The following is a 7,856-nucleotide window of genomic DNA, read 5'->3' on the forward strand; positions in this document are numbered from 1 at the left end:
CAGGCCGAAGCGGCGCAGCATGGCCGCGCACTGCCAGCCCAGCGAGCCCGTGGCCGCCCCGAGGGCGGCCGCCGCCAGCAGCGTCGCGGGCAGGTTCATCTCCAGCAGCCCCAAAACGCCGTAGAAGATCGCGGTGTTGACGCCGGCCAGCGCGCCGACCGCCGGTGCGATCCACAGCGGGCTCACACCACGCCGTACGGCCCAGGCCACCACCCCTCCGGCCAGCAGCGCGATCAGCGGGAAGGTGACGGGGAACCCGATCAGCACCTGCGGCAGGCCGGAGGCGTAGTCGCGTACCGGCTGGTCGATCGTCTCGGCGTACCAGCGGGTTGCGGCCGGTGTGAACAACGCGAGCCCGCCCTGCACGAGCACGAATGTCAGCCCGGCCGCGGCCGGCCAGTGCCAGCGCCGGGTGAGCCCGACGATGAGGCTCAGCATGAGCGCGCCTGCCGCGCCGAGTCCGAGCACGCGTGGCGCCACGCCGGGCAGCCAGTCGAAGATCAGCTCGGACAGCATGCCGAACGCCGACGTCGACCCGAGGGTCGCCAGACCGATCGCCAGCGCCAGGCCCCACCTCTCGGACCGGGTGCGCCGCAGCACGGCGAACGCCATGACCATGGCGAAGATCTCCACCTGGATCGACAGGCCGAGCCCGAAGTGCGAGGGCGTGGTCCCGGCGGCGATGTCGAAGCCGTACAGATCGTGCCACCACAGGTCCGAGCCCGCATACAGCAGGTTGCCCGACGCGCCGAGCCCGCCCACCAGGAACGGCCAGGGCGCCCGGAACGTGCGGAACACCGTCACCGACGGGGTCTCGGTCACCGGCCCCCGTGCCCAGGTCGACAACAGCACCACGGACAGGCAGGACAGTCCGATGACGCCGGTGCCCGCGTACAGCAGAAGGTGGGGCGCGGTCCAGAAGCTGTCGGGCCCGACATCGCCGTGCCACTGACCGTCCCAGACCATGCCGACCAGCAGCGTGGCGTAGCCGAACATCAGGAACCAGGCACCGGTCACCTCCCTTCTGGGTATCTCACGAGCCGGCGGAGCCGTGTCCGCGTTCGTCGATGGTCGTGTCGCCATGAAGGCGTCTCCTCACTGTCCGACCAATGTGTTGACCTTGATGACCTCGGTGCCCGAGGCTCCCTGCACACGGACGCCGATCTCCCAGACGCCCGCCATCGTGAACAGCTCGCCGCGTGCCACGTAACGCCCCGCGCCATCGCGCCGAGCCGGTATCTCCGGGGTGGTGTGGCCCATGTGGGGCATCACCGCGAACAGCGACACCTCCACGGCGGAGGCCGGCTCGATCTCGACCCTCGCCTCCACCGGGCCGGTGCCCGGATCGAGAACGACGACGACCGCGTAGTGCGCGCCCCTGGCTGACAGCTCCACGGGGCCCGGCCCGTCGCCGCCGCGCAGGATCCAGACGATCCCGGCCACGAGCAGCAGGATCGGCAGGGCGACGAACATGATGCGCCGCGTCACGGCTCGTCCCCTACCTCGATGGTGTACGGCACCGTGACGATCTCGTAGTCCTTGGCGTACTGGATCCACGCCAGGTACCGGCCCGGCCGGGGAAAACTGAAGGTGAACTCCAGCCCGGGCCCGTAGCCGGCGACCGACTCGTCCGGCACGCGCTGCGAACCGGTGACCATCGAGCCGGCCTCGTGCACGTGGCCGAGGTAGCCGCCGTCCTGGCTGCGCACGATCAGGTGCCCGGCCATGCCGAGCCACGGCTGCAGGCCGGTGACGCCGGTGTCGAGCGTGACGCGCACGGGCCGCCCGGCCACCGGCCGCGCCGGCTCAGTGACCGGCACGCTTCCCGAGGCCGTGCTCGCGGGGACGCCGTCCGACGCCCGGCCGCCCACCGTGAACTCGCCCGTGACCTGTTGCCCGCCCGCGTCGGCGCGCTCGAACTCGGCGTACACCCGGTGCCGCCCTTCCTCCTGCGCGCGCAGCCGCACCTCGTACGTGCCGGGCGCCGTGCGGATCGGGTGGACGTGACGGAAGTACGAGCCGTTCTGGCTGGTCACCACGACGTGCGACAGCGCGGCATGATGCTCGACCAGGTCGTCCACCGGGCGGCCCGTCGAGCCGTCGAACAACTCCATCCGCAGCCGGAACTCCGACCCCGGCCGGGGCTTGTCAGGCAGGACCTCGATCATCGGTTGCGCGTTCGGCCGTCCGAACATCGCATCTGGCGGCGGCTCGGGCGCCGCCCCCTCGGGCGCCGTCGGTGCGAACCACGGGGAGAGCACCCCCGCCGTGAACGCCACCACCATCGCCACCACGACCGCGCCCGCGAACCCCGCCGCGGCCGTCCGCCTGGACAGGACCGCGCAGGCCAGGGCACCGAGCAGCGCCACCGCCGCGCAGGCGAAGGCCGCGTACGCGACCACCTCCCACAGCGGCGTCCGCGACACCAGCACGGCCAGCGGCAGCACCGACCGCTCCCCGCCCGCGCCGACCTCCAGTTCGTGCGGGCCCACCCGAGTCACAGAAAGCATCACCGGGTACATCCCGGGCCTGCCCGCCTCGACGCGTACCGTGCCGGAGGAGGAACCACCGCCCTCGACGGACCTGATCGCCAGATCGATCCGCCCGCCCCGGCCGGGCGCGTGCGCGACCACGTCCACCTGCAGCGGAGCGGGCACCCGTAGGCTCGCCCGGACCACGACGGTGATCTCCATGCCGCCGATCGTCTGGGCGAAGCGCACATCGGCCTCCCCGCTGCGCCCGTGCGCCGCCGCGGGCCCAGCCCAGGCAAGCAGGGCCACCAGCGCGAGGAGGACTGCGATCACACTTCTGAACACACGCCAGAGCGTAGAAACCGGCCACGACCCGGCACATCATGCGCGGGCACTGAACCGCCTAGTTCCCGGGAACTACCTTCTGGCAATCGGGGCCGGGGCTGGCCAGGCTGGAACGGCGACCGCGAGGCGGCGGCGTACAAGGCCGAGCAGGTCGTGCGGCCGTGCCCGGCAGATCGGACATGCACCGTGTGAGAAGAAGCTCGCGCCGTTGCTGACAGACGCGATGTGAGGACCGCGCTTGGTGGGAGTATGGCAACGGAATGCGCGAAGCCGGACCCACGCCGATCGGAGAGTAATGCCTGCTGAGAAGGATCTGGAGTCGATCGGCGACGGCTGGTTGCTCAGGGGCGGCCCGAACGGCGGCTATCTGGCCTCGATGGCCGTTCACTCCATGGCGCGTGCCGTGCCCGGCCGGTCCCCGCTGGCCGCGACGGTGCAGTTCCTGTCCCGCCCGAAGGTGGGCGAGGTGGAGGTGTCCCTGCGTACGCTCAGAGCCGGACGTACGCACTCCACCTTGCAGGCGGAGCTGAGCCAGGAGGGCTCCCCTCGCCTGACCGCGGTCGCCACCTTCACCGAGCAGGGCGCTTTCGACGAGGACGGCACATCGGCAGCCTTCGAACACCGGCCCATGCCGGCCGTGCCCGGTCCTGAGGAGTCCGTGCCGCTCCCTCTCGACCGGCTCAAGGGGAGCTTCGAGCAGCGGCTGGACCGCAGGGCGCCCTCGGCGGAGACGGTGGAGTTCCTCGAGGGGGCGGCCTCCGGCCCTCCCCACGTCGGCGGCTGGACGCGGTTCGCCGACGGGACCCCGCTCGGCGCCACGACCGTGCCGCTGCTGATGGACTCCTGGCCGCCGCCACCGCATCGGCACTTCGGCTTCGGCGGCGGCGTCGTCACCGTCGACCTCACCGTTCATTGGAGAGGACGGCCGGGGGACGGCTGGCACTTCGTGTGGTTCGAATCGACTCTCCTGCGGCACGGCTACGTCGAGGTCGACGGCCGGCTGTGGCGGCCGGACGGTGTCCTGGTGGCACAGAGCAGGCAGCTCGCGCGCTACACGCCGCCGGCCGCCTGAGTGTCCCCCTCCGCCGGCTCAGGTGGCGCCTGTGCGAACCAGTCCGCTTTCGTAGGCATAGACGACGGCTTGGACGCGGTCGCGCAGGCCGAGTTTGGTGAGCACACGGCTGACGTGGGTTTTGACGGTGCCCTCAGACAGGAAGAGCGAGCCGGCGATCTCGGTGTTGGACAGGCCGCGGGCGATGAGGCTCAGCACCTCGCGTTCGCGTTCGGTCAGGACGTCGAGGCCGACCGTGGGGGTGACCGGGGCGGTGCCGATGCCGACGTAGCGTTCGAGCAGGCGCCGGGTCACGCTGGGCGCGATGACTGCGTCGCCTCGTACGACCACGCGGATGGCCGACAGCAGATCGTCCGCGAGGGTGTCCTTGAGGAGGAATCCGCTGGCGCCGGCGTGAAGGGCGGCGTAGACGTACTCGTCGAGGTCGAAGGTGGTCAGCATCAGGACCCGGATCCGGCTGGTGCCGGCGCAGATGCGGCGGGTCGCCTCGACGCCGTCGATGTCGGGCATCCGTACGTCCATCAGCACGATGTCGGGCTGGAGGTCGAGCGCCATCTTCGCCGCCTGCCCGCCGTCGCCCGCCTCTCCGATGACCTGCGTGTCGTCGGCGTTGTCCAGGATCATGCGGAATCCGGTGCGGACGAGGGCCTGGTCGTCGGCGAGGAGAACGCGGATCATGCGGTGTGTCCCCGGATCGGTAGCGCTGCCCGTACGGCGAATCCGCCCTGCGGCCCGGGGCCGACCGTCAACGTGCCGCCGAACAGCTTGACGCGCTCGCGCATGCCACGCAGGCCGTTGCCGCCGTCGGCGTCGGTGGTCCCGCCGTGGCCGTTGTCGCTGATCTCGACGGCGATCTCCGTGTCGCGGTAGGTGAGGATCACGCTGGCGGCGGCACCCGTTCCGGCATGTTTCATGGTGTTGGTCAGAGCCTCCTGCACGATGCGGTACGCCGACAGATCCACCGCCGAGGGCAGCGCCGCGGGCGAGCCCTCCACGCGCAGCCCCACGGGTGTGCCTGCCCCGTTGACCCGGGCGAGCAGGGCGGACAGGTCCGCCAGGCCGGGTTGCGGATGCCAGGCGTCGTCCACCTCTCCCACAGCTGTGAGCACGTGCCGCATGTCGGCGAGGGAGGCGCGCCCGGTGCTGACGATGGCTTCCAGCGCGGCCCGGGTGCCGGCGGGGTTGCTGCCGAGCGCCGCGGCGCCGCCCTGGGCCTGGATCACCATGAGGGACAGGCCGTGGGCCACGACGTCGTGCAACTCCCGGCTGATCCGCCCGCGCTCGGCGGCCGCCGCGAGCGCCGCCTGCTGGTCGCGTTCGCGTTCGAGGTCTCGGGCGTGCGCGTGGAGCTCGTCGAGGTAGGCGCGGCGGCTGCGGGTGCCGGAGCCGATCGCCCAGGAGGCGACCAGGGCCGATCCGAGCACCGACAGGCCACTCCAGGTGTCGGCGGAGGCGCTGCGGTGGACCGTCATGACCTCTTTCGGCCGGGAGGTTGTGTCGAGACCGGGGCCCGTCGAGAGCACATGTGATGGCCCGGGTATCGGACGCGCGTCGTACAGGCTCCATCCGGTGACGAGCAGCAGGAGGCCGGCCAGGGTGGCGAGCGAGACGGCCCGCTCGTGGCGGGCGGCAACGGCATGGAGCAGGACCAGCACGCTCAGATCGATGATCATGAGAGGTGCGGCCTGCGCCACGTGCACCGCGGCGGCGAGCACACAGCCGGCGAGCATCGGGAGCGGCAGGCGCCTGCGCAGCGTGACGGCGAGCGCGGTCAGCGCCGTCGCCGCCCACCAGAGGGTGAGTTGTACGCCCGCCCCTCCGGTGGCGAGGGGACCCGCTGTCGTGGCCACGATCGTATTCGGGTCGTTGACCAGCACGCAGATCAGGAGCAGCACAGCGGCCAGCGCCGCGTCCTGCGGCACCGGCAAGCGTGACCACGCGCGAACGGCCGTCATGATCCTGTGAGCTTACGGCCGCGCCACCCGCGCCCGCGTCCATCGAAAGTCTGATTCGGCGGCTCGGTCGTACGTCTGACGACAGAGGTGAACGTACGGCCGAGGGCAGACGCGGGTGCAGCAGGGTCGCCAGCAGGGTTGGCCGCATGATCCGACGTGAATTGCCTTCAGGCCGCGTGGCGACAGCCGTCGCCGTGACCGCGCTCACTCTCGCATCGCTGGTCGCGGGCTCGCCCGCCGCCACGGCCGCGACCGCGCAAGCCAAGGAGCCGGTGAAGTGGCAGCCCTGCCGCACCTACTCCGACGACGACCTGCGATCACTCATCACCTCCGACGAGCAGCTGCGGAAGTTCCGCGCTCTGCTGGGCCGGATGGAATGCGGAACCGTCAGCGTTCCGCTGGACTACGGAAAGCCACGTGAACGGCAGATCACCATCGCGATCACGCGGGTCAAGGCCGCCGACCACAAGCGCCGGTTGGGCAGCCTGGCGCTCAACCCGGGCGGGCCGGGCGGCGCCGGATACCTGTTCCCGCTCCAGATCGCCTCGATGAACCAGGTGAACGCCGAACTCAACGACCGCTACGACCTGATCGGCTTCGACCCTCGTGGGGTCGGCTACAGCACCAAGACCGACTGCCCGGCCATGGGCGGACAGCCGCCGGAGCCGGGGCCGCTGACCAAGGCGGCGGCCGAGCGCACCTACGACAGCGGGGTGGCCAGGAACAAGGCCTGCGGAACGTCCGACCCCGCCTTCCTCGGCCGGCTCACCACCCTGAACTCGGCCCGCGACCTGGACCGGGTGCGGATCGCGCTGGGTGAGCGCAAGCTCAGCTTCCTGGGCGTCTCCTACGGCACCTGGCTCGGCGCGGTCTACCGCAGCACGTTCCCGGGCAGCGTCGGCCGGATGTTCCTGGACAGCGTGTCGCCCGTGACCTTCCGGCTGGACGACTTCGAGGACGGCCACGCCGCGGGCGCCGAGCGCAACTTCGGGCGGATGGCCGCCTGGATCGCCGAGCGCGACGGCACCTACGGCCTCGGCAGCACCCCGGAGAAGGTGCGGACCGCGGTGCTGGCCCTGCGCCGCGCCTATGATGCCGATCCGAAGCACTACAGCGACTGGCAGATGGTCGCCGACGGCTCCACGGTCGCCATGCTGGCCATCCAGAGCGCCCCGGACTGGCCGCAGGTCGCCCAGGCGTTCAAGGAAATGCGGGAAGGGGGCGACACCGCACCGCCCGCTCTCAAGAAACTCCTCGAGCAGGGAGCCATGCGGCCCCCGTCGCCCAACGCCCCGGAACGGTTCAACGCGACCACCGGACAGGCCGTCTTCTGCAACGAGGACCCCAGCCGGCTCGGCTTCCCCGAGGCCTGGGCCACCTACCAGCGGCGACTCGAGCGCAACCCGGTCACCGGGCGGGCCGTCCCCTTCACCGCCCAGTGCGCCGGCTGGCCACTGCCGGTGCAGAAGACGAAGGTGCGCCGCACCAAGGGGTCGCTGGTGCTGTCCGGACACCGCTACGAAGCGGTCTCCCTGTACGAGTGGACCAAGCAGATGCACGCGGCCATCGGCGGCACGGTCTTCACCGTCGACGACGACGTGCACGGCTCCGTCCTGCGCGTGCCGGACTGCGCCGCCAAGCTCGTGTCGTACTTCGACACGGGCCGCATCGACCGCGGCTGCGACGGCACCCCTGTACCTGAGAAGTAGCCCCACCCCACCTTTCGGCCATGCACCTGTGCGACAACCTGTCGAAAGCCTGCAACATTCGCATCTCACGGCGGGTGCGGAGCCGGTACGAAGCTTGATGCTCGCGGCCGCCTTCGGTGCGGCCGCGCCGTGCGCGCTCCTCCAGATCGTCCTGTACGCCGCGGGCGCGTACACCCGCGGCCCCGGCTCGCTCGCCGAGCTGGCGCTGAGCCTCCTGCTCGACGCGTTCCTGCCGCTGGTGGTCCGCTTCCCGCGGACGGTGGGAGCGCTGGCCGTCGCGGTCACGACGGTGCTCGCCGTCGTG

Annotated in this window: 8 protein-coding genes; 3 read left to right on the forward strand and 5 right to left on the reverse strand. The window is 71.3% G+C overall.

Annotation, left to right across the window (positions count from 1 at the left end):
* The 3 genes from ACWDX9_RS56120 to ACWDX9_RS56130 all read right to left on the reverse strand — a co-directional run.
* Window positions 1-1,017 (reverse strand): hypothetical protein (locus ACWDX9_RS56120; RefSeq protein ID WP_449971028.1); only part of this gene is annotated, 1,017 nt, incomplete at its 3' end.
* Window positions 1,018-1,095: 78 nt separating this feature from the next.
* Window positions 1,096-1,488 (reverse strand): hypothetical protein, encoded by a 393-nt coding sequence (locus tag ACWDX9_RS56125; protein WP_449971030.1) that lies wholly within the window; start codon window positions 1,486-1,488, stop codon window positions 1,096-1,098.
* Window positions 1,485-2,804 carry a hypothetical protein gene (locus ACWDX9_RS56130; protein ID WP_449971032.1) on the reverse strand — a complete coding sequence of 440 codons (1,320 nt, stop codon included), beginning with the start codon at window positions 2,802-2,804 and terminating at the stop codon, window positions 1,485-1,487. Before ACWDX9_RS56130 ends, ACWDX9_RS56125 begins: the two co-directional genes overlap by 4 nt.
* 307 nt (window positions 2,805-3,111) lie before the next feature.
* Between ACWDX9_RS56130 and ACWDX9_RS56135 the strand changes: the two genes are divergently transcribed.
* Window positions 3,112-3,888 carry a thioesterase family protein gene (locus ACWDX9_RS56135; RefSeq protein WP_449971035.1) on the forward strand — a complete coding sequence of 259 codons (777 nt, stop codon included), beginning with the start codon at window positions 3,112-3,114 and terminating at the stop codon, window positions 3,886-3,888.
* Between the two features lie 18 nt (window positions 3,889-3,906).
* Here ACWDX9_RS56135 and ACWDX9_RS56140 read toward each other — a convergent pair whose 3' ends face one another.
* Entirely contained in the window at window positions 3,907-4,566 is a 660-nt protein-coding gene (locus ACWDX9_RS56140; RefSeq protein ID WP_431926220.1) for a response regulator, read from the reverse strand.
* Entirely contained in the window at window positions 4,563-5,843 is a 1,281-nt protein-coding gene (locus ACWDX9_RS56145) for a sensor histidine kinase (protein ID WP_449971038.1), read from the reverse strand. The genes ACWDX9_RS56140 and ACWDX9_RS56145 overlap by 4 nt, the downstream gene beginning before the upstream one ends.
* 146 nt (window positions 5,844-5,989) lie before the next feature.
* Here ACWDX9_RS56145 and ACWDX9_RS56150 point away from each other — a divergent pair, with 146 nt between their 5' ends.
* Window positions 5,990-7,552, forward strand: coding sequence for an alpha/beta fold hydrolase (locus tag ACWDX9_RS56150; protein ID WP_449971041.1), 1,563 nt, complete (start codon window positions 5,990-5,992; stop codon window positions 7,550-7,552).
* A 97-nt stretch (window positions 7,553-7,649) separates the two neighbouring features.
* Window positions 7,650-7,856, forward strand: a 207-nt coding sequence (locus tag ACWDX9_RS56155) for a hypothetical protein (protein WP_449971044.1), incomplete at its 3' end; no start/stop codon positions are given.

The sequence above is a fragment of the Nonomuraea sp. NPDC003201 genome (assembly GCF_053590415.1).

What these genes read in the sequence shown, in the direction of transcription:
- ACWDX9_RS56135 (WP_449971035.1), top strand. Translation starts at nt 3,112, where the DNA reads ATGCCTGCTGAGAAGGATCTGGAGTCGATCGGCGACGGCTGGTTGCTC.
- ACWDX9_RS56140 (WP_431926220.1), bottom strand. Translation starts at nt 4,566, where the DNA reads ATGATCCGCGTTCTCCTCGCCGACGACCAGGCCCTCGTCCGCACCGGA.
- ACWDX9_RS56145 (WP_449971038.1), bottom strand. Translation starts at nt 5,843, where the DNA reads ATGACGGCCGTTCGCGCGTGGTCACGCTTGCCGGTGCCGCAGGACGCG.
- ACWDX9_RS56150 (WP_449971041.1), top strand. Translation starts at nt 5,990, where the DNA reads ATGATCCGACGTGAATTGCCTTCAGGCCGCGTGGCGACAGCCGTCGCC.